The sequence below is a fragment of the Thioclava sp. NS-SX20 genome, from assembly GCF_057380695.1.
The window spans coordinates 1,556,369-1,576,531 of the sequence record NZ_CM170816.1; the positions used below are offsets into that span (position 1 = coordinate 1,556,369).

At 61.7% G+C, this 20,163-nt stretch carries 17 protein-coding genes and 1 tRNA gene; 4 read left to right on the forward strand and 14 right to left on the reverse strand.

The window, feature by feature from the left end:
- Window positions 1-2: 2 nt before the first annotated feature.
- Window positions 3-2,900, reverse strand: coding sequence for an SNF2-related protein (locus AC2ISB_RS07580; RefSeq protein WP_486574640.1), 2,898 nt, complete (start codon window positions 2,898-2,900; stop codon window positions 3-5).
- A 245-nt stretch (window positions 2,901-3,145) separates the two neighbouring features.
- Here AC2ISB_RS07580 and AC2ISB_RS07585 point away from each other — a divergent pair, with 245 nt between their 5' ends.
- Window positions 3,146-3,376, forward strand: a complete 231-nt coding sequence (locus AC2ISB_RS07585; protein ID WP_486574641.1) for a M48 metallopeptidase family protein — start codon at window positions 3,146-3,148, stop codon at window positions 3,374-3,376.
- Window positions 3,377-3,596: 220 nt separating this feature from the next.
- On the opposite strand, the gene AC2ISB_RS07590 is transcribed toward AC2ISB_RS07585, so the two are convergent.
- Window positions 3,597-3,672 (reverse strand) — tRNA-Thr (locus tag AC2ISB_RS07590).
- Between the two features lie 51 nt (window positions 3,673-3,723).
- Window positions 3,724-5,385 carry an ABC transporter permease gene (locus AC2ISB_RS07595; protein WP_486576770.1) on the reverse strand — a complete coding sequence of 554 codons (1,662 nt, stop codon included), beginning with the start codon at window positions 5,383-5,385 and terminating at the stop codon, window positions 3,724-3,726.
- A gap of 118 nt (window positions 5,386-5,503) precedes the next feature.
- Between AC2ISB_RS07595 and AC2ISB_RS07600 the strand changes: the two genes are divergently transcribed.
- Window positions 5,504-6,379, forward strand: coding sequence for a hypothetical protein (locus AC2ISB_RS07600; RefSeq protein WP_339107635.1), 876 nt, complete (start codon window positions 5,504-5,506; stop codon window positions 6,377-6,379).
- Between the two features lie 130 nt (window positions 6,380-6,509).
- Here the strand turns inward: AC2ISB_RS07600 and AC2ISB_RS07605 are convergent, their stop codons facing one another.
- On the reverse strand, window positions 6,510-6,761 hold the full coding sequence (locus AC2ISB_RS07605; protein WP_339107636.1) for a DUF2312 domain-containing protein: 252 nt from the start codon (window positions 6,759-6,761) through the stop codon (window positions 6,510-6,512).
- 156 nt (window positions 6,762-6,917) lie between these two features.
- Here AC2ISB_RS07605 and AC2ISB_RS07610 point away from each other — a divergent pair, with 156 nt between their 5' ends.
- Entirely contained in the window at window positions 6,918-7,133 is a 216-nt protein-coding gene (locus tag AC2ISB_RS07610; RefSeq protein ID WP_339107637.1) for a hypothetical protein, read from the forward strand.
- A 48-nt stretch (window positions 7,134-7,181) separates the two neighbouring features.
- Here AC2ISB_RS07610 and AC2ISB_RS07615 read toward each other — a convergent pair whose 3' ends face one another.
- The 6 genes from AC2ISB_RS07615 to AC2ISB_RS07640 form a co-directional block, all read right to left on the reverse strand.
- On the reverse strand, window positions 7,182-9,116 hold the full coding sequence (locus AC2ISB_RS07615; protein ID WP_406736320.1) for an enoyl-CoA hydratase-related protein: 1,935 nt from the start codon (window positions 9,114-9,116) through the stop codon (window positions 7,182-7,184).
- A gap of 192 nt (window positions 9,117-9,308) precedes the next feature.
- A complete protein-coding gene (locus tag AC2ISB_RS07620; protein WP_406736319.1) occupies window positions 9,309-10,451 on the reverse strand; it encodes a FliM/FliN family flagellar motor switch protein in 1,143 nt (380 codons plus the stop codon).
- 116 nt (window positions 10,452-10,567) lie between these two features.
- Entirely contained in the window at window positions 10,568-13,261 is a 2,694-nt protein-coding gene (locus tag AC2ISB_RS07625) for an ATP-binding protein (RefSeq protein ID WP_406721670.1), read from the reverse strand.
- A gap of 29 nt (window positions 13,262-13,290) precedes the next feature.
- The gene (locus AC2ISB_RS07630) at window positions 13,291-13,560 is read right to left on the reverse strand and encodes a hypothetical protein (RefSeq protein WP_406720977.1); all 270 of its coding nucleotides are present in this window, start codon (window positions 13,558-13,560) and stop codon (window positions 13,291-13,293) included.
- On the reverse strand, window positions 13,547-13,960 hold the full coding sequence (locus AC2ISB_RS07635) for a response regulator transcription factor (protein WP_339107641.1): 414 nt from the start codon (window positions 13,958-13,960) through the stop codon (window positions 13,547-13,549). Before AC2ISB_RS07635 ends, AC2ISB_RS07630 begins: the two co-directional genes overlap by 14 nt.
- Before the next feature lie 99 nt (window positions 13,961-14,059).
- Window positions 14,060-15,394 (reverse strand): short-chain fatty acyl-CoA regulator family protein, encoded by a 1,335-nt coding sequence (locus tag AC2ISB_RS07640; protein WP_486574642.1) that lies wholly within the window; start codon window positions 15,392-15,394, stop codon window positions 14,060-14,062.
- Window positions 15,395-15,557: 163 nt separating this feature from the next.
- Here AC2ISB_RS07640 and AC2ISB_RS07645 point away from each other — a divergent pair, with 163 nt between their 5' ends.
- Window positions 15,558-16,796 (forward strand): mechanosensitive ion channel family protein, encoded by a 1,239-nt coding sequence (locus AC2ISB_RS07645; protein ID WP_339107643.1) that lies wholly within the window; start codon window positions 15,558-15,560, stop codon window positions 16,794-16,796.
- 5 nt (window positions 16,797-16,801) lie between these two features.
- On the opposite strand, the gene AC2ISB_RS07650 is transcribed toward AC2ISB_RS07645, so the two are convergent.
- The 4 genes from AC2ISB_RS07650 to AC2ISB_RS07665 all read right to left on the reverse strand — a co-directional run bounded on the left by AC2ISB_RS07650 (window position 16,802) and on the right by AC2ISB_RS07665 (window position 20,105).
- Complete coding sequence (locus AC2ISB_RS07650; protein ID WP_339107644.1) at window positions 16,802-17,257, reverse strand: hypothetical protein; 456 nt, start codon at window positions 17,255-17,257, stop codon at window positions 16,802-16,804.
- A 117-nt stretch (window positions 17,258-17,374) separates the two neighbouring features.
- A complete protein-coding gene (locus tag AC2ISB_RS07655; RefSeq protein WP_339107645.1) occupies window positions 17,375-18,358 on the reverse strand; it encodes an ABC transporter substrate-binding protein in 984 nt (327 codons plus the stop codon).
- Window positions 18,359-18,402: 44 nt separating this feature from the next.
- Window positions 18,403-19,197, reverse strand: a complete 795-nt coding sequence (locus tag AC2ISB_RS07660) for an ABC transporter permease (RefSeq protein ID WP_486576772.1) — start codon at window positions 19,195-19,197, stop codon at window positions 18,403-18,405.
- Window positions 19,198-19,241: 44 nt separating this feature from the next.
- Window positions 19,242-20,105, reverse strand: coding sequence for an ABC transporter permease (locus AC2ISB_RS07665; protein ID WP_406720979.1), 864 nt, complete (start codon window positions 20,103-20,105; stop codon window positions 19,242-19,244).
- Between the last annotated feature and the right edge of the window lie 58 nt (window positions 20,106-20,163).

Here is a 20,163-nt window from a genome sequence, read left to right on the forward strand (position 1 = left end):
GCTTATCCTTCGAAAACGGCGACGACATCGACATGCGGGGTTTTGTCCCGCACGATTTCGCAGTGATTGTCGATCCAGGTCTGCCAATCTGCGAACAGCGCCTCGATTTCTTTCTCGTCTTGCAAGCGGCGACGCTCTGCTTCTCGTTCCCGGTCCGTTTTCAAGAGATCGAAGCGCAATTGTGCCGCACGTTCGAAGCGGCCCCTGTACCTGGCCAGCCGCGCCTCCTCCTCACTGCGGAAGTTGGCCCGCGCGGCTGCAAGCTCTTCTGCACGCAAATGAAGATCTTCCTGAAACCTCTGAACGGCGATCCGGATGGCCACGTCGTCGCATCTGACGCCTTCCGAGCCCGGATTGATGGCGCTGCGATCGAAACCACTCCGCTCGAGGAATTGCGATGGATCTTCATTGCCAATGATCTTCCAGCCACCGTCATTTCCAAGCGTGAAGCCATGTTCCTTTGACAATCGAACAATCTGCCACAAGCTGTCAACGATGCGACCAGCACGATCGGTCACGCTGCCCTGCAGAAGGACAGCGACATCGTCTTTCGACAGGCTTTCGAGCCGACACAGAGGCACCTTTCGACGGCCAAAACGGGCGCGCGCATGGTCAATGAACCAACCGGTGATCGGATGAACCTCCCACAGATATTGCGTCTGCGGCCAGGCGTCTTCCGAGAAACGCGCTTGGGCAATGGCAGTATTGATCGTTTCACGCTGATCGCTCAGCATGACCTGTCCCTTGATGGCGGCTTCCGGGGGCATGTAGCGCTCGTCCACCTGTCCCTTGCGGGCATAGCCGAAGTCGGAACTCGTTTTCAGATCATCCGGCAGCGTGAAGCCGATGGTACTCTCATCACGATCAATCCGAAGATTGTCAGGTGCATCGCCAAGCTCCTGCATCCTCGTCAACAGATCCGTCGCGAAGTCGAACACCCTTCCGTAAAGCTGGAATGCGCTATTTGCCACCGTGGCGGGAGGCTGCGGCGCGGCATCGAAGGCCCCGAAAAGAATGTCATCGAGGTCGAAAGCGACTGTCGAGGCATTTTCGTCCATGATGGTGCCTAAATCGTCGGCCGACACACCACTTGCCACCATCTCGACAAGCGCATCCTCCTCCTTTTCAGGTGACCCCTTGCCCATGAACACCGCTGGATCACTGAGGCCCTTCTGCGCTGCTTCATCCTTCTCGACGAGTTTCTCGAGCACCCACATGTCGCGGATCTTCGGTTGGGCACTCAGCCCGACAAGATAGTGGATTTCCGGAACATGTTCCTGACCATATCGGTCGATACGTCCGTTACGCTGCTGGAAGCGAAGCAACGACCACGGAAGGTCGAAATGGATCAGCCGGTGGCTGTGGAAATGAAGATTGAGGCCTTCCGAGGCCATGTCGGACGCGAGCAAAATACGGAGCGGACGGCGTTCCTGGGCGAAATCCTCCAGCACCTGCTGACTGCGTTCATCTGCTTCCATCCCACCGCCCGAGATCTGACCGATCGCCTCGTCTGGCAAGTTCAAATCCTCGGCGAGGTGTTTTCGCAGCCAGTTGAGTGTTGCGATGCGTTCGGAAAACAGCACGATCCGATCTCGCGGTTTCTTGCCCGTCCACTTCCAGCGCCGCAGAAGCGCAAGAAGCTTCTGATATTTCGAGAACTCCCCAGGAGCATCCAGCGGCAGCAATGTCTCGCGCAACTCCTGCAGGGCTGTCGTTGCTTCATCGCTGTCGACCTTGCGGCGGAGCCGGTTTTCGACCGTCTCGAGGCATGCCGCGGGGCTCGAGAACATGGCTTTCGCTATGGTGACACGAAACAGGGCACTGCCTCTCTCACCGTCGCCGATCTCGAGCCCGGCAATCGCTTCATACGCACGCTCCTCAAGAGAGGTGACCTCGAATTCATGCCTCTCCAGCTTGCGGCTCTTCACCTTCTGGCCGAGCGCCTCGGCCACTTCCGGCGTATGTCGGAAGCGACGCACGACAAGGTCTTCGATTTCCTCTCGTTCAAGTTCCGTGCCCTCGGGAAGACGAGCCGGATCCAACATGCGGATCAGGCTGGCAAAACTTTCTTGCGAGCCATCGTGAGGTGTCGCGGTAAGCAGCAGCAGTGCATCCGCCTTGCGAGAAAGAAGAGTCGCCAGCCGTGCCCGAAGCGAAGCCGCGCCCTTGTTGCTTCGATCTGCGGCATTGTGGGCTTCATCGATGATTACCAGATCCCAGCGCGTGTCCTGGAGAGCTTGGCGATACTGCAAATCACGCTTGAGCGTGTCGATCGAGACGATCACCCGCTGGAATTGATCGAACACGTTGTAATGTGCCGGTAGTGAGTTCTTCATCCGCCGGATTGCGGAACTGTCGAGGCGTGCGAGCGGGATCGAAAAGCGCGTCCAGAATTCCTTTTGGAACTGGTTCAGCATGGCCCGTGTAGAAATCACCAGAATCCGTTCCGCACGCCCGCGAATGATTTGTTCGGCAGCGATCATTCCTGCTTCGAGAGTTTTGCCAAGACCGACATCATCGGCCACCAGAAGTCTGAGTCGCGACTGGGACAAAGCCTTTTCCACGGGAACATGCTGGAAAGCCAGGTCATCGATTGCCGCACGACCAAGCAGTTGCGGTCGATGGTCGGTCGGAGGAATACGCCTTGCCGTTGCTTCAATGTAGAGGCGAGTGTCGACGAAAGCGGGCGATCGATCCGGCACGAGGTCCACCGCGGCGGGATCAATGACCTCAATCGTTTCCAGTTCCGGCAAAAATTGAGCTACCTTTCCGCGAATGATCCCAGAAAGCCCGACGCAATCGACCGCGGCATTACCCTGGCGCTTGCGGACCTGCCACTCCTCCCCCCGCACAACGATACGGGTTCCAGGTTGCAGTGGGCCAGTAGTGGTGGTGGACATCTTCAAGCTCTGAAAAGAAAATTTACAATCTTCTGCCCAAAAAGACACAAAATCCGTCCGTGATCCACCACTGTTTTTTCTCACCAGCCCACAATCCTGGTCGCTGGAATGTTTGCTCGACTTCGCCCTTACGCTCGGCTTGGCTACAGAGGCTGACTTGGAAGCTCAAACACCATATTTCGATTTTAACCCGACCTATGGGTATCCACCCCATCAGTTCTCAGTGACATCCGACGATGCAGGAGATGGAGAAGCGTTGGGGAAGCTGTGCGCCGCATGGCGAGATCGTCCTAAACCCGCATCTCATCAAGGCGCCGCAGGAATGCATCGACTATGTCATCCTACACGAGCTGGTCCACCTCAAGCACCACAACCACGGCCCCGAATTCTGGGCAACACTGAGCGCCGCCGACCCCGACTGGGAACGTAAGAAGCAGCGGCTTGATGCCGATGTCGAGCGGTTGATGGCGGAGTAACGGGCGTGCAAGTGGGGCGGCCCATGGGAGACTAGGCGCTGACGACCTAGAATCACGTTTTAAGAAAGGACAGTCGGGCGATCTCTGAGAAGTTTAGAAGATCCATTCACACTAGATTTTAACGCTGCCAGACCAAAAAACAAAAGGTGGACCAAAAGGTGGACTAGATCCGAGGTGATTCCATTAAGTCATTGAATTATGTAGATTTTTAAGCAAATTTTGGTGCCCCCAGAGAGACTCGAACTCCCGACCCTCGACTTACAAAATCGCAGCTCTACCAACTGAGCTATGGAGGCACTCCCGTTCAGATACAAACTTGTTCGGGCGCTTGCAAGTCCTTGCGGCACTTAACGTCTCGAAAGATTGGCTTTGGCCAGAACCACCACCGCCAGCAATCCGACCGCCATCACCAGAAGGGCGGGCGGCGCGGCATCGCCAAGGTTTTCGAGGCTCGCTTTTTCGTGCACCCGCGTTGCCAGCGTCTCGTAATTGAAAGGCCGCAGCAGCAATGTCGCAGGCAGTTCTTTCACGCATTCGACAAAGACCAGAAGCAGCGCCGAGCCGACAGATCCACGCATCAACGGCAGATAGACCGTGCATAGAACCTGCCCCAAGGACCGCCCCAGCGAGCGGGCGGCCATTGGCAAGGACGGGGCCACCCGCCCGAAAGCGGCATCGGTCGAGGCCTGCGCGATGGCAAAGAACCGCACCACATAGGCCAGAATGATCGCCATGCCCGTTCCGGTCAGGATCAGCCCCGGATCATGGCCGGTCAGCGCCCAGATCGTATCGGCCTGCCAGTTATCAAGCGCCGCCAGAGGTATCAAGATCCCCACCGCCAGCACCGCGCCCGGCGCGGCGTACCCAAGTGCCGTCAACGGAATGACCAGACGCGGCAGCCCCTGCCCCGACAGGCGCATCCCGTAGACCATCACCAGAGCCGCCAGCACACAGATGACAGAGGCCAGCCCCCCCGTCAGCAGGCTATGCCAGACCGCAAGCAGCAATCCCGATCCGGCCCAGGCCTCGGGATTGGCCAGCGCATGGCCTCCGATCACCAGAACCGGCAGAACGAACCCCGCCGCAAAAGGAATGCAGCACAGCCCGAAAGCCAGCCATCCCGCCGCCCCATGCAGGGTGACCGGCGTCACGGGGCGGCTCTGCCGTGCCGACTGGTAATAGCGCGACCGTCTGCGCCCCAGCGTTTCGGCCGCAAAAAGAGCAAAGATCACCGCAAGAATAACCAGCGCGATCTGCGCCGCGCCTCCGGCATTTCCGGCCTCGAGCCATGTGGTAAAGATCCCCGTGGTCAGGGTCTGCACGCCGAAATAGTCCACGACACCGAAATCGGCGACCGTCTCCATCATGGCAATCGCCGCGCCCGCAACAATGGCCGGACGCGCCAGCGGCAGCCCCACCCGCCAGAACAGCGCCCAAGGCCCCGCCCCCAAGGCGCGGGCCACCTCGTAGCTGGCACCGGATTGCTCGCGGAAGGCATTGCGCGCCAGAAGATAGGCATAGGGATAGAAACTTGCCGCCAGCACGATGACCGCCGCCCAACGCGAGCGCACTTGCGGAAACCAGTAGTCCTGCGCCCCCTGCCAGCCGAAAACCCCGCGGGCCAGCGTCTGCAGCGGACCGGGATAGTCCAGAAAATCCACCAGCGCATAGGCTGTCACATAGGCCGGAATGGCCAGCGGAAACAGCAGCGCCCATTCCAGCCAGCGATGCCCCGGAAAGCGGTACATCGCCACCAGCCAAGCGGCCCCCGTCCCCACCACCGCAGTCAGTACGCCAACGCCACCCGTCAGAATGGCCGAATTCGCAAGATAGCGCGGCAGGGTCGTGGCCAGAAGATGCGGCCAGATATTTTCCACCGGATGCGCGGCAAGCCAGCCCACCGCCACGATCGGCGCAAGGATCAGTAGGGCAAACAGCACGGCCACCGCCGACCAGCCCGCCGTACCTGCCGCCCTGCCCCGTTCGAGATGCGCCTTTAGCTTGCCCATATCCTGCCCAATTCCGAGTTTATCCATCAGGAACACCCTTCCCGCATAGACCGAAAGCCGTTTGCCTGTAAAGCAAAGCTCCTTTAATCTAACCCCATAATGAGAGCGGAGAAAAAACATGCAGGTTGTCTTCCATCTTGGCGCCCATGCAACCGACGAGGATAGTCTGGTGCGCTGTCTGGCAAGAAACCCGCGCGTGCTGGACGAGAACGGGGTGATTGTCCCGCATCCGCGCCGTTACCGGATGGTGCTGCGCGACACGCTTCTGGCGCTGAAGGGCGGGGAAGCCGATCCCGAGACCGCCGATGCCGTGCTGGCTGCGGTGACCGATAAGGAAGAGATCAACCGCATCATCTTCAGCCATGAATATTTCATGTGCATTCCCGAGCGTGTGGTCACCGATAAGGGCTTCTATACGATGGTTCCGGGCAAGCTGGAGCCATTGGCCAATATCTTCCCCGATGCCGAGATCGAATTCCATCTGGCACTGATCAACCCCGCCACCCTGATCCCCGCTTTGGCCACGCGCCTGCCCGAGCGCAGCTATGACGATCTCATGCAGGGGGTCGACCCCCGGGATCTGCGCTGGCGCCCTGTCCTCGAACGGATGGTCGAGGCCGCGCAGGGCCATAAGATCGTGGTCTGGTGCAATGAGGACGCGCCACTGATCTGGCCGGAAATCCTGCATAGCCTGAGCGGCATCAGCGGGGATGTCACACTTAACGGCGAACAGATGATCCTGAAGACGATCATGACCGAGGGCGGCTTCCGCCGCTATGCCGATTACATTCTCAACAACCCGCCCAAAACCGTCGAGCAACGGCGCAAGATCACGATGGCCTTTCTCGACAAATTCGCCAAGCCGGACGAGCTGGAAATGGATGTGGCCCTCCCCGGCTGGGACGAGGCCCTGATCGACGAGGTCACCGCCCTCTACGAGGCCGATATCGACGCCATTGCCGCCATGCCGAATGTCACCTTCCTCGCGCCCTGACCACGGTTCGGGCCGCCGTCAGGCCACGCCGGAAGCGGGGGACTGACGCGACAGAAGGCTCCGATTGCCCGCATAGACAAAAGGCCCCCCGCAAGGAGAGGCCTTTTCAGGGCGCCATAGCTGGCGGGGATCATTCCATCCCCAGCGCCTGCTTGTAGATATCCATGATCGCCTCTTCTTCCGCGACATCGTTCTTGTCGCGCTTGCGCAGGGCAATGATCTTCTTGATCACCTTGGTATCATAGCCGCGCGCTTTGGCTTCGGACATGATGTCCTTCTGCTGCTCGGCAATATCCTTTTTCTCGGCTTCGAGACTTTCGAACTGCTCGATGAACTGGCGCAGCTCGTCGGCGGTTACCTGATAGGCGGCATCATTGGGCATGACATGTTCCTCTTATTCGTCTTGCCCTGTTCCCTAAGCCAGCCGCGCCTGCGGAGCAAGCACTCTCGGGGGGCACGAACCGCCTGAATGCTTGTCACATTGGCGCGAAATCGCTAAGCGCAGGCATAACAGCAATTCTTTGAAAAGGGCAGCGCGATGCAATTCCTCATCTGGACCGGCGCGATCATTTCCGTATTGGGGCTGGCGGGCCTTGCATGGTGCATTCTGACCGTCGCCAAAGCCAAACGCGCGGGTCTTTCCGAAGACGAAATGCGGCTCAGGCTGCAACGCATCGTGGCGGTCAATCTGGCCGCGCTTTTCGTGTCGGTGATCGGGCTGATGATGGTGGTGGTCGGGATCTTCCTGCGCTAGGCGGGCGCCCCCAAGACCGCGACAGAGGCGCGTCGGGGGCATGAGCGCTCAGGCGCGATCAAGATCCCCGAAGCTGCGCCCGTTACGGATCAGCACATCCCACAGCGTAACAGGCTCCGGCGCGCCCCCTGCGGCAAGCTGCGCCAGTTGTTCGCGGCAGGCCAGCAGACCGCGCTGGTCGGCCATGAACATCGGCCCGCCCTCGTGGCGCGGGAAGCCCAGCCCGTGCACGGCGCTCAGATCAAGATCACCGGGCCGGTCCACCGCCCCCAGCTGCAAAAGCTTCGCCCCCTCTGCCGCCATTGCCAGCCAGATCCGCTCGACAATCCGCTCGGCATCCAGCGGACGTGCCACACGGTCCGCCTCGGCGCGCAATGCGTCCAGCAGCGCAGGCTCGAGCGGGTCGGGCCGCGCCACCCCGTCACTGTAAAGATAGACGCCGCGCCCTTTGCGGATCCCCCCATAGCCCTCGACCAGAAGATAGGTCAGAAGCGGGCCGGGCACGAAACCGGCACGACGCAGACAATGCGCCACGGTCTCGACGCCAAGCCGGTCGATCTGCTGGAAGGGAGGCTGCAAGCCGAAGGCCTGACAGGCCTGATCCACCTGTACCGGCGTCGCCCCCGAAAGCACGGACTGTTCCGCCGCAGCCCATAGCGCAGCCTGAAGACGCGCGACCAGCCCCGGATCCATCCCCGGCAGGCCGATCGCCAGATCGCCGCCTGCCCGCAGGATCGCGGCCAGAAAATAGACATCCTCGACCGCTTTGCCATGCACTTCGACATGGCGGCCATAGCGTTCGATCCGGATGGCGGCCTCGGGCTGGTTCGTCGCCACCAGCGCCGCTGCCGAAACCGCCTGTAGCGCCCCGACGATCTCGGCGCGCTCTTGCGGCGCAGAGTCGGCAAGGATGATATCGGCCTTGGCAAAGGCCTGCGCCGCGTCGGTCGTGGCGCTGACACGATCCCATGCGGCGTCGCGCTCTGCCGCGCTCATCCGGCCCAACAGCACGGCCGCTTCCTGCGCCCGCGCCAGCCCCGACAGCCCTGCCTCCAAACGGTCCTGTTGTGCCTCGGCCCAGATCACCCGATGACCGGCACCGGCCAGCGCATAGACCAGACCCTCGGGCGGGTTCCAGACGGCAAAGGTCCTTGCGCCGATCTCGCCCGCCCCCACCGGCTGCGCCTCCTGCGCATGCACCCGCGCCGCGGACGCGCGCAGATGGCGGAGCGCCCGCGAGGCAGGCGAAGACAGCAGATCGCTATGCGCCACCGCCTCGAAATCCAGCGCCTCGGGGAAGGGCAGCAGAACCGCCGCTTCGGCAATGCTCAGCGCCTTTTCCCAGACCGCGTGCTGCGGCCCGGCCTCAAGCGTGTCGCGCAGCGCATCGAGTTCGGTGAAATAGCGTCCGGTCTCGCGGCTGGCTCCTTCCGGATCGGGCACCAACCCCTCTTCGGCAAAGGCCTGCTGCAAGGTATCAGCCAGAGCGGGCATATCCAGCGCATCTGCCGGAACGACCGCATCGCAGCCTCCCAGCTCGACAGCCTGCGCCGCCGAAAGCGCACGCCCGGCCTTCAGGAAAGACAGAAGTTTGCGCGGCCCGCTCCGGCGTAGGAAGCGGATCAGGCTTCCCCCTGCCGGAAGATAGCCAAGGCTCGGCTCGACCGGATCGAAGCTGGCGGTCTCTAGCGCCAGACGCAGACGTGCCGCCTGTGCCAGAGCAAAAGCCCCCGCGCGGATGCGCCCCTCAAGCACGACAACCACCGGACAGGGCAGATCGGACAGGCTCTGCGCAAGCGCCGTCATCGACGGGGTCTCGGCCTCATCGGCGAAATCCGTTTCGGGAGTGTCGGCGCAAGGCCATGCGCCGGTCGCGCGGATCACAACGCCCCGCAGGTCGGCCTCCTGTCGGCACAGGCCGATAGCGCCCCCCAAAGAGCGGCGCAGCACCGCATCGAAGCCTTCACCGCCTGTCTCCGGCAAAGTCAGAAAAGTGACCCCATCACATCGCTGAACCCTGATCCGCCTGACCATACGACCCCGCCCCGCTAAACTGCACATGGCAGGCCCGCGCAGGCCCGCCTTCTCACCGCTTACGGCAAGCCATAGGCGTCTCGCAAGTCGCACGGGGGGAATTTGGTGAAAATCATGCAAAGCCCTGCCCGACGGGCGGGCCTAGCCACCCGTTCCGGTGCGTTGGGCGTCATCCTCTTCGAAGGCGCTGAAATCCATCGCGGGGAAGCCGCCTTCTGCGGCGTCATCACCGCCCAGACCGCCCATATCCATCGCCGGAAAGCCACCAGCATCGGCCTCCCCGCCCATGTCGAAACCACCCATTGCCGGAAATCCGTCGCCGCTGGTCCCCTCTTCGCCAAAGGGCGTGTTGCCAATGGCCATAGCGCCCAGATCGGGGCGGGTCTGCATCTCGTCCAGTTCGTTGATTTCCGCGCTTTCGGCTTCGCTGGCGGTCAGTCGCAAAGCGCGGCGTCCGCTATGCTGGCCCAGCTTGGCCATCCCCATCCGGCGGCCATCCACCCCCTCGACACGCAGCTTCTCGAGCGCCTCGCGCGGGATCGGAATCTCGACCCCCGGTTTGAAATTCATCACCCCCGAAAGCGGCATGCTCCAGCGATGCAGTACCGCCGTCAGTTCGGCGCGGGTGCTCATAACGGTGCTTTCCATCTGCTGCGCCCACAGCGCCTCTGCCTCGGGAGCGCGGTTATCGGCATCGCTTTGCGGCAGAACACGCTCCCCGCGTCCGCGCGCGGGCACGGCCCAAAGCAGCGAGACCTCGCGGTCCATCGCGCTGCCGATCTGCATCGTGATGCGGAACATGCGATAGGTGATTTCCTCGAGGATCAGCGAAAGCGGACGCGGATCATCGAAGAAGGACAGATAGCGGAACCCGCCAGCCCAGATGATGTCATCGCTTTCCGCCAGCGCGTCCTCCAGCCCCGCCAGAAGCGAATCGAGCACCCCCTGCACCATAGAGGCATCCACGCGCGTCGGCCTGCGCGGCGCGGGCTGGATGCGCGAGAGCACCCCCATCGTCTGCACCTCGATCAGGGAGGAAAAGGTGATTGGCGGCAATGCCACAACCCCAAAAGCGTCTTTCGGCCCCTCGATCACGCAGAGCATCGGCTGTTCAGGAAAAGACTCCATCAGTTCGGTCAAGGAGACCTGAGACTGATGCACATCCAGCACCTGAAGCGGCAGCCCCAATGTATCCTGTGCGACTTTCGCGAAGACATGGCGGATCGCACGCTCGGGCGAGACCGGACCGCCCGACGCCGCCGCCTTGGCTGCATCGGTCTTCATACGCAAGATTGTCGAAGGCTTCTGATCCACCATAATATCCCATTTGTACCCGACTGAGGGTCGCTTCCGTCAGACTCGCAGATCAGGGTTTACAAAACATTTAATCCTGTCCCGATTTACGTCTCTTCCGCGCCCTCGTGAACCATTTTTCCGCGCCGCAGCGGTATCAAAACACGAAATGCCGCCCCTCCCTGACCCGGCAGATAATCAATACGTCCCCCGAGATTGGTGAGAATCTCCCGACAGATGGCAAGACCAAGCCCCGCTCCGCCTGCCCTAGACATATCTGTAAGCCTTGAAAATTTCTCAAAGATTAAATCCTGAGCCGACTTCGGGATACCTGCACCATTATCGACGAAATCGATCTGCGCCTGATCATCCTGCCGTTGCACCTCGATTCGCAGCACGGGTTTCTCCGCATCGCAGTATTTCTGGGCATTGGTGATAAGGTTAATAAAAACCTGCACCAGCCTGTCCCCATCGGTAAACAATGCCACATGTTCATTGGGGAAATCACGCTCGATACGGCACTGCGCCGCAGTGCCGCTATGGGCGGCGGACTGCACCGCCCGATTGAGCAGCTCATGCAGATTGCTCAGGCCGATATGCAACTGCACCTTGCGATGCTCCAACACGGAAAGATCCAGAAGATCGTCAAGCAGCCGGGTCAGGCGGCGCGCTTCCTCAAGGATGATCTTGGCATAGCTCTGGCGCATCTCGTCGGGCAGGTCCGGCTCCATCAGGATCTCTGAAAAGGCGCGGATCGAGGTCATCGGCGTGCGCAGTTCGTGGCTGATCTGGCCCAGAAACGCATCCTTTTGCACCGAGATCTGCGTCAGCTTCTCATTGGCCAGCCGCAACTGGCGTGCCACCTGTGCAAGCTCTTCGGACTTTGCCTCAAGCTGGGAGGAATGCTCTTTCATATCAGCGGCTTCGCTGGCCATATTGATAAGATCCCCGACCGAGATCACCCGCCCGCCCGACAGTTGTGCCAGCATCGCATGGGCGGTGGCCGAGCCGACAGAACCGGCAAATTTCCGTTCGAGAGCGGCCAGAAAATCGGGGGTCGGGTCCGGCAGCCAGCCGGTTTTGCCCTGCCGCGCCGCCTCGCTCTGGAAGAACTTCTGCGCGGTCTGCGCCCCCAGAATACGCTGCGCCGTCGACAGGTAATCCTCGGATTCGGCCACCGCCATATGCCAGCCCCGCGGCCCCGGCCCCTCGTCATAGATATTGACGAACGCCACCCCCTGCAGCCGTTCGAGCGGCGGAGGAAAGGCCCGAAGCGACAGGCCGATATAGGCCGTCACATTGGCAAACAACGACCAGAACAGCGCATGCAGCAGCGGGTCCATCCCGCTGAGCCCGAAAAGGGCCTCCGGACGCAGCCAGCCGATCCCCCACGGCCCTTCCGCCAGCATCTGCGGCGACATCAACCCGTCGATCCCCAGCGAGGGCAGAAACAGCGTATAGATCCAGATCCCGCCGCCCAGCAGCACCCCGCCCATCGCCCCGTGATGGGTGCCACCGCGCCAGTACAGCCCGCCCAGCAACGCCGGTAGGGTCTGCGCGGCCCCAACAAAAGCGATCAGCCCGATCTCGGCCAGCGCCCCCTGCCCTGACAGCCGGTAATAGCCATAGCCCAGCGCCAGCACCAAGGCGATGGAGAAGCGCCGCGACATCAGCACCACATGGCGCAGATTGCTGTTATGCGACGGCCATAAAGCCAGCCAGAGCGGCGTGACGATCTGGTTCGAGATCATGGTCGCCAAGGCGATAGCCGCAACGATCACCATCGATGTGGCCGAGGAGAAGCCCCCCAGAAAGGCCAGCAAAGCCAGCCAGTCGTGATGCTGCGACAGCGGCAGGGTCAGCACGAAAAGATCGGGATTGGCGCCTTCGGGCAGAAGCTCCAGCCCGATCACCGCAATCGGCAGCACGAAAACGCTGATCAGCGCCAGATAGGCCGGAAAGGCCCAGGAGGCGATGGCCAGATGACGCTCTTCGACATTCTCGACCACCAGAACCTGAAACATGCGCGGCAGCGTCAGGATCGCCGCCGCCGAAAGCAGTGTCAGCCCCATGAAACGCCCGGGTTGGGGCACCCAGTCCTGCGTGGCGAAATGGTCGATACGGTCCATCACCGCCCCCCAGCCGCCGCCCAGCCCCCAGACCACGAAACTGCCGACCGCCAGAACCGCCACCAGCTTGACCACCGCCTCAAGCGCCACGGCCATGACCACGCCATGATGGCGCTCGTTGGCATCCAGATTGCGCGTCCCGAACAAAATCGCAAACGCGGCCAGCCCGACGGCGATCCACAGGGCCCAGTTCTGCTGGGCCCCTTCCGCTGGGGGCGCAAAACCGGGGGTCGCGAAGGCGCTCAGGCTTTCGGTCACCGATTGCAACTGCAACGCGATATAGGGGGTGGCTGCCAGCACTGCCAGAAGCGTCAGCACCACGCCCAGACTGTTGGATTTTCCGTAGCGGGCCGAGATCAGGTCTGCGACAGAGGTGGCCCTTTGGGCCCGCCCTACCCGCACAAGCTTGCGCAAGAACCACCACCAGCCACAGAAGACAAGGCTCGGCCCCAGATAGATCGTCACGAATTCCAGCCCCGAACGGGCCGCATAGCCGACGGCGCCGTAAAAGGTCCATGCCGTGCAGTAGATCGACAAGGACAGCGTATAGACCCACGGGCTTTGTAAGACCCGCATCCGCCCCGAACGCGCGCGCCCCTCGGCCCAGAAGGCCACGCCGAACAGCAAGACGACATAAAGCAGGCAGACAAGGATCAGGCTGTCGAACGTCATACCGACGGGTGTTTCAGTCATTCGATCGCTCAGTCATCGCGAATTTCGGCCAGCGGTTCGCCGGGATCCAGCGCCCGGTCGAGCCTGCGCGACAGATAGGCCGTCACGGCAATCACCGCCCCCCAGACCGCAAAGATATACAGCCCGAACCGCGCCACCTGCGACGGCTCCACCACAAACATCGCGGGCAACACGAACAGGATCAGCCCGAACAGCGGAAGCAGGCGCAGCGCATCCATTACCCGCCGCAGCCGGTAGGACCGCCTAGCCAGAAAAAGCGGCGCTCTAGCCGGTGCCATGACGCACCCCCTGCGCCGCAGGCGCGCGACACGCGGCCAGCATACCATCCAGCGCCGCGACCAGATCGGCATTGGCGAAGGGCTTGGCCAGAAAGGCCGTCGCGCCCGCCTGGTCTGCCGCGGCACGGTCACGCGCCTGCCCGCGCGCGGTCAGCATCAGCACGGGGATTGCCCGCAAGGCCGGATGCGCGCGCATCTGCGTCAGGATCTCCAGCCCCGACAGGCCGGGCAGCATCATATCCAGAATCACGGCATCGGGTCGGGTGGTCTCTATGGCCCCCAACGCCTTTGCCCCATCGGATTCACTCGACACAACAAAACCACGCCGCGACAGGATAAAGCGCAGCGCCTCGACAATATTCGGTTCATCCTCGATCAGAAGAACATGGTCTTGCGGCATGCCCGTCTCTCCTTCTCCCGTCTCGACTATCTCTTGCCGGAGGGGTTGTGTCAAATTCTGCGCTCAAGATCTTGCTGCCGATTGGTCTTAAAGCGGAGCCTATCCCAGCTCGGCGCGCACCGCCCCCAGAATCGAGGGCTCGCGCCGCGCGCTGCAGGCACTGCGCGGACAGATCCGGCAGGTCACGCCAATCGGCCTGCGCGGCTGCAACAGCGCGGCCGGATCCAGCGGCACGATCAGCATATAGGCCTGCACCGCAACCGGCTGACCAAAGCCGGCGCCCACCACCTGCGGCACGGAAATCGCATAGGTGGTAAAGCTCTGGCTGACCCGACCGGCAATTTCCACATCATGGCGCAACGGCTGCATCGGCTGGCGCAGCGCATCATAGATCGGCCACAAGGCACATCCCGCCCCGTAACGCGGCAGGGCAAAGCCGCTGCACGGCCTGCGGAAAATCACCGCCCCCGAAGCATCGCAGATCACCAGCCCCAGATCGGGCAGCACCGGATGCCCTGCTGGCAGTTGCGCCAGACGGCGCAGAACCAGATCGGCGGGCAACTGATAGGCCGCCGCGATCTCGCCCGGAGACATTCCAAACCGCGCGAGCCCCTCTTCCAGCCGTGCCATCGGAAAGGCGCGGATATCATTGCGCATCCGCTCCAGCCAGTCGCGCACCAAAGCACGGGCCGCATCCGAGGCAAGCTCGGGCGCATTCTGGACAATATCGGCCACCCTGGCACGGGGATTGGCCTCCAGCTCGGCCACCGACCAACCCTGATCGCGCAGCCATGCCTCCATCTGCTCGAACGGGCCGGACTGCCCGAGATCCGCCCCGCTTTGTGCATCCAGATAGCCCACCAGCGCCTCTGCCGCCCCCGACAGACGCAGGCTTTCCCCCGAAATCGTCTGCAAGAACCGCGCCTGCCATTCCGGTTCGATCTGCGGCTCGTCGGTAAGGATCGCCGCCGTCGAGCGAAGACTGGTCACCGCCGAGATGACCTCGTGCAGACCATCCAGCAGAAACGGGTCCTCCGACAGCCGCTCGGAGAGCTGCTCCACCAGCCGGTTCAGCGCCCCGACCTGCCGCTGGCGCTCGGACAGAAGCGCGGCCCAGCCCGGAAAACGGCTGACGAATTCCTCGATCCGGTCGCTCTCGATCTGCGTGGCGATATCGGCAGGCGCCTGCGCCGCCGCCTCGCGCAGATTGTCGAACAAGACGCCCTCTGCCCCTTCGGCCAGCGCCATCGGATCGACCTCCAACGCGGCGGCAATCTGCTCCAGCAGGCTATCGGCCACCCGACGCCGGTTATGTTCGATCAGGTTGATATAGGCCGCGGACATGCCGATACGACTGGCAAGCTCTGCCTGCCGCATGCCCATCGCCATCCGTCTTTCGCGGATGCGGGTGCCGGTAAGCGCCGCGCGCACCATGCCAGTCCTCTCGCCCAAAAGCCGCCAATCAGACAGTCCTGTCAAAGGGATAGCGCGAAACATCCCGTCACGGAAGCAAAATGCCGCAGATCGGGACGGCTCGGCTTGACTTCTTCGCGCCGCAACGCAGCATAAGAGGGCGCGTAAGAGATCGGAGACAAAGATGGCCTCCCAGACCACCCCCGATACCGGACAGACCCTCGAAGGGGCGCATGAGACCCTGCCGGAAGGGTTGCAGGACCTTGAAACCGCGGTGAATGATGCGGTCAGCACGGCGGTGGATCATGCCAGCCGCTACCTGCCGGATTGGGCGGTTTCAACGCTGGTGCTGGCGATGTGCCTGCTGCTGGCATTGGCGCTGCATCGGGTGGTGCGCAGCATGCTGGACCGGATGGTGCGCAACCGTGATCTGTTCTGGCGTTCGCTGGTCGGGCGCTCTACCCGACCGCTGCGTCTTCTGATGATCGTGCTGGCGCTTGGCATAGGGATCAGCGTCGCGCCCCTGTCCGAGGGAGCGGCGCGGCTGATCAGTCACCTGCTGCTGATTGCCTTCATCCTCTGTCTGGCATGGATCGCGCATACCGCGCTCTACATCTGGACGACGCTGCATATGCGCCGTTTCAAGCTGGATGCCGAGGACAATCTTCTGGCGCGCAAGCATGTGACGCAGGCGCGCATCCTGCTCCGTGTGGCAAATGTTGCCATCGTGGTTCTGGCGGTCGCCGCCGCCCTGATGACGGTGCCTGCCGTGCGCCAATATGGGGTCTCGCTGCTGGCGGCGGGTGGAGCTGCAGGGATTGTGGTGGGCCTTGCCCTGCAACCCATCCTCAAAAACCTGATTGCCGGTATCCAGCTTGCCCTGACCCAGCCGATCCGTATCGATGATGCGCTGATCGTGGAGGGGGAATGGGGATGGGTCGAGGAAATCACTTCGACCTATGTCGTGCTCAAACTCTGGGACTGGCGTCGGCTTGTGGTGCCGCTGAGCTATTTCATCGAGCAACCCTTCCAGAACTGGACCCGCGAGAATGCCGAACTGATCGGCACCTGTATGTTCTATCTCGACCATTCCGCCCCGATTGCCGATCTGCGCAAGGCAGGCCAGAAAATCGCCGAGGACAACCGGCTCTGGGATGGCAAGGTCTATGCGATGCAGGTCACCGATTTCCGTGAACGGGTGATGGAGGTGCGCGTTCTGGTATCGGCCCGCACCGCGCCACGCGTCTTCGATCTGCGCTGCGAGATGCGCGAGGGGCTGATCGACTATATCCAGCGCGAAATCCCCTCGGCCCTGCCCAAGACCCGCGCCGAAGCCATGCTGAACACCGAACCCGGGCCCGGGCGCGCGCTGCCCGAGACAGATGCCGGAGCACAGGGCCAGACCCGCGGGCCGCTTGGATAGCGACGTTACTGGAATTCGCGGAAGCGCATACCGTAGCTTGTGGCCTTATGGCTGCATTCGCTGACCGTAAATTCCAGCCATTCGCGTTTCGGGTTGGGTTTCGTGACCTGTTCGATATCGCGCGTCAGCTGAACCCGCGCCTTGAGAAGCGCCTCGCCCATTGTCGGCCCCGCGATCTTGCGCAACCGCTCCATCCAGAAATTGCGCGCCTCGCTGATATACGAGCCGGGCGGCACCAGATTGGGGTGGATCTCTTCGGCGACGACCATGCAATAGGCCGCCTCGACCTCTTGCGTGGGTGTGTTGAACAGAAATGACGCAGGGGCCGCAAACTGGCTTTGGGACACCGCAAAGAACGCCCAGCCAAAGCCGCCGATCATGACCGGAAACAGGCCCCATTTCACCCATGCCGGCAGCCCGTCTTCCTTGACGATCTCTTTATGTACTGTCGCTTTACTCATACCGCCCTCCTCTGGGCCTCGTCCACATGCAGACTGCCAGAGGGCGGTGAAATTTCGATTAAAACCGGAAGGGCGCGCGATCCTCTGCCCGCGCGCCCTCCCTGTCATGCCAAAGGCTTACTTCAGCGCCTCGTCGGTAATCTCCAGCGTATAGGCGCCTTCCGGCTCTTTGGTGATCACCGGATCCGAGCCGCCATTCATCAGCACCTTCACGGTGCGCTGGTAATCTGCCGGATCCAGCGCGCCATTGGACCCTGCCGTCAGCTTGGCGACCTCTTCCATCATGCGCTTCTGGTGCTCTTCGGTCTGTGCCCCGGTCATATCGTTGTCCAGCACGATCTCGGCGGCCTCATCGGGGTTTTCCTCGGCCCATTTCCAGCCCTTCATCGACGCACGGACAAATTTGACCATCTTCGCCTTGAAGTCCGGATCTTCCAGCTTGTCCTGCATGACGTAAAGACCGTCCTCAAGCGTCGCCACACCCTCGTCCTCGTATTTGAACGTCACCAGATCATCGGGGGAAATCCCCGCCTCGATGATCTGCCAGTATTCATTATAGGTCATGGTCGAAATGCAGGAAGCCTGCTTTTGCAAAAGCGGATCGACATTGAAGCCCTGCTTGAGCACCGTCACCCCCTCGGGAGAACCATCTGTGGGGATGCCCAAGGTGCTCATCCAGCTCAAAAACGGGTATTCATTGCCGCCAAACCACACGCCCAGCGTCTTGCCCTTGAAATCCTCGGGGCTCTTGATGCCGCTTTCCTTCAGGCAGGTCAGCATCATGCCCGAGGATTTGAACGGCTGCGCGATATTCACAAGCGGCAGCCCTTTCTCGCGCGCGGCCAAGGCCGAGGGCATCCAGTCCACCGTCACATCGGCCCCACCACCGGCCATCACCTGCGTGGGCGAGATATCGGGACCACCGGGCAGGATATCCACATCAATGCCCTCATCCTCGTAAAACCCTTTGTCCTTCGCCACGTAATAGCCTGCAAACTGCGCCTGCGTGACCCATTTCAGCTGCAGCGTCACATCCGCCGCAAAGGCAGGGCTTGCCGTCGCCAAAGCCGCCAGCGCCGCGCCCATCATCCAGTTCTTCATCTTACTCTCCTGTTGGTTTTTATCTTGCCGTCTCTTGGCCCGCCTCATCCCCTTTGAGACGGATGCCAGAAGGTCAGCACTTTTTCGGCCAGCGCAATCAGCCCGTAGAATCCGGTACCAGCCAACGCCGCTACCGTAATTTCAGACCAAACCAGTGCCATGTCGAGTTGCCCCACCGCGGTCGAGATCCGAAACCCCATCCCCCGCGTCGGAGAGCCGAAAAATTCAGCAACAATCGCCCCGATCAGCGCCAGAGTGGTGGCAATCTTCAGCCCGTTGAACAGGAAGGGCAAAGCCGCAGGCAGGCGCATTTTTATCAGCGTCTGCAGATAGCTGGCCGAATAGGTGCGCATCAGATCGCACTGCAGCGGATCGGTGGCCTTCAACCCCGCGACCATATTGACCAGCACCGGAAAGAACACGGTGACAATCACCACCGCCGCCTTCGACTGCCAGTCAAAGCCGAACCACATGACGAAAATCGGCGCGATCCCCACGATCGGCAGCGCGGCAAGGAAGTTCCCCACCGGCATCAGCCCCCGTTCCAGAAAGGCCGAACGGTCCACCAGCACCGCCATCACAAAGGCCGCAGCACAGCCCATCACATAGCCCGAAAGCGCCCCCTTCAGAATGGTCTGGCGGAAATCGACCCAAAGCACACCGGTCGAGGCCGCAAAGCGCATCGCAATCTGGCTTGGCGCAGGCAGGATCACCTGTGGCACCGCAAAGCCGCGCACGATCCCCTCCCACAGCACCAGAAGCGTCACGCCAAAGAGCGCAGGCACAAAATAGCGCGCCCATCCTGTCTCGGACCAACGTGCCGCGATGGTTGCATTCATCCAGAAGGCCACGGCCCAGAACAGGATCGCAAAGATCAGAAAGCTCATCTTACCAACCCCATCCGTTTCAACACGACCGTCTCGATCAGGCCCACCAGCCCCACCAGCACCGCTGCCAGACAGGCTGCCGCAATCAGTGCCGCCCAGATCTGGATCGTCTGCCCGTAATAGCTGCCCTGCAACAGACGCGCACCAAGCCCCGCCACAGCCCCTGCGGGCAATTCAGCCACAATGGTGCCCACCAAAGCCGCCGCCACCCCGACCTTCAGCGAGGCAAAGAAATAGGCCATCGAGGACGGCAACCGCAGCTTCCAGAAGATCGCCGTCTTCGGCGCGCCATAGGTGCGCAACAGATCAATCTGCATCGCATCAGGTGCGCGCAAACCCTTCACCATCCCCACCAAGACAGGGAAGAAACTCAGATAAGCCGCAATCAGCGCCTTCGGCAAAAGCCCCTTCACCCCCAGCGAGGCCAGAACCACAATCACCATCGGCGCAATCGCCAGCACGGGGATCGTCTGGCTTGCAATCGCCCAAGGCATGAAACTCATATCCAGCGCCTTGTTATGCACCAGCGCCACGGCCAGCAACAGCCCCGCCACGGTCCCGATGATAAACCCGAGCCCCGTGGCCTCCAGCGTAATCCAGCCATGATAGACCAAAGACCGCTTCGACGTCACTTTCTGTCCCGTGACCCCGTCCCAAAGCCCCATCACAACCTGATGCGGCGCAGGCAATACGGGCCTGTCCAGCGCCATCGTCTGACCAACCATATTCCAAAATCCAACCGCCTGCCCCGAACGCGCCGCCTGATCATACACCCAGGCACTGTTCAGCCAGACCGTCGCGCCATACCAGACCGCGATAATGGCACAAACCACAACCAATACCGGACCAACCCGCGTCATGAGTCCCCCCCGATCACAGTTCCAGCTGCCCTAAATATCCCGGGGGGGTTGGGGGGCA